This is a genomic window from Bacillus sp. 105MF, assembly GCF_000374885.1.
In the GTDB taxonomy this organism is placed as follows: Bacteria; Bacillota; Bacilli; order Bacillales; family Bacillaceae_G; genus Bacillus_A; species Bacillus_A pseudomycoides.
Genome location: NZ_KB895686.1, coordinates 1 through 1,226, shown reverse-complemented (window position 1 = coordinate 1,226; position 1,226 = coordinate 1). Strand labels below are relative to the sequence as shown.

Sequence of the window (1,226 nt, the reverse complement as noted above, 5' to 3'; positions counted from 1 at the left end):
TACTGCACTATTAATTCCAGCTATTGCTCATGCAGAAGAAAACAAGACGATTCAAAATTCTACTGCTACTCCTAAAGTTGCAAGTGTAAGTAAGGTTACTCAAGCAAAAGGATGGGTAAAACAACAGGGGAAATGGTACTACTATAAAAATGGAAAAAAGGTAACAGGTTGGGTTTCCATTCAAGATAAAAAAACAGGGAAATATACATATTACTATCTCAATGAAAGTACGGGAGCAATGCACACAGGTTGGACGAAAGTTAATGGATCTTGGTATTTCTTCAATAATAATGGAGTAAAACAAACAGGCTGGCTATCCACTGGCGGAAAATGGTATTATCTTGGCAGTTACGGAATTATGGAGACAGGCTGGACTTCATTTAAAGATAACAAAACAGGAAAATATACGTATTACTATCTTGATACAAACACTGGTGCTATGAAAACAGGTTGGGCGCAAATTAATGGATCTTGGTATTTCTTCAATAATAATGGAGTAAAACAAACAGGCTGGCTATCTACTGGTGGAAAATGGTATTACCTTGACTCATCCTTCGGAGAAATGAAAACTGGAAGAGTTTCTATAAACAACGTATATTACCACTTCGATAAATCTGGTGCTATGCAAACCGGTTGGCAAAAATGGGGCAATTACTGGTACTACTTTAACCAAAATGGATCAGAATACAGAGGTTGGTTAAAACTTGGTGGAAGCTGGTACTACCTCGATGCTTCTTTTGGTGATATGAGAACAGGCTGGGTATTTATTAATAACAAATGGTACCATTTCAATAATAACGGTGTTTGGGTGGGTTAATTGTAAGAAATAGTCCTTATTGATAAGCAAGACAGGTCGCATGATGTAATGCGACCTGTTTTATTCTGCTAAAAAAAGATTCTGTCAATGAAAATGTCACCTTAAGGATGACATTTATATGATATGGAAGTTTCATCTTATAACAATCTATGTCGTGCAATCATTGTAAATATAAACTTGTATGCTTTTATATTTTCTATCATACTATCATGGCGCCGCTGCTACTAATTCTATAGTTATCGTACAATTTATTTGTATATATATTGTAAAAAAACATTTAATTTGTTTGATAAAATTGATAAAATAGTATAAATTATCTATTTTTTGAAAAGGGGAAAGAGAATGAAAAAGGGAAATAAAATGAAAAAGATGATTGCTACTTCTGTACTTTCTACTGCACTATTAATTC

General features: G+C 33.8%; 1 protein-coding gene. It reads left to right on the top strand.

The window, feature by feature from the left end:
- Positions 1-817, top strand: an 817-nt coding sequence (locus C564_RS0131570; RefSeq protein WP_018768265.1) for an N-acetylmuramoyl-L-alanine amidase family protein, incomplete at its 5' end; no start/stop codon positions are given.
- Between the last annotated feature and the right edge of the window lie 409 nt (positions 818-1,226).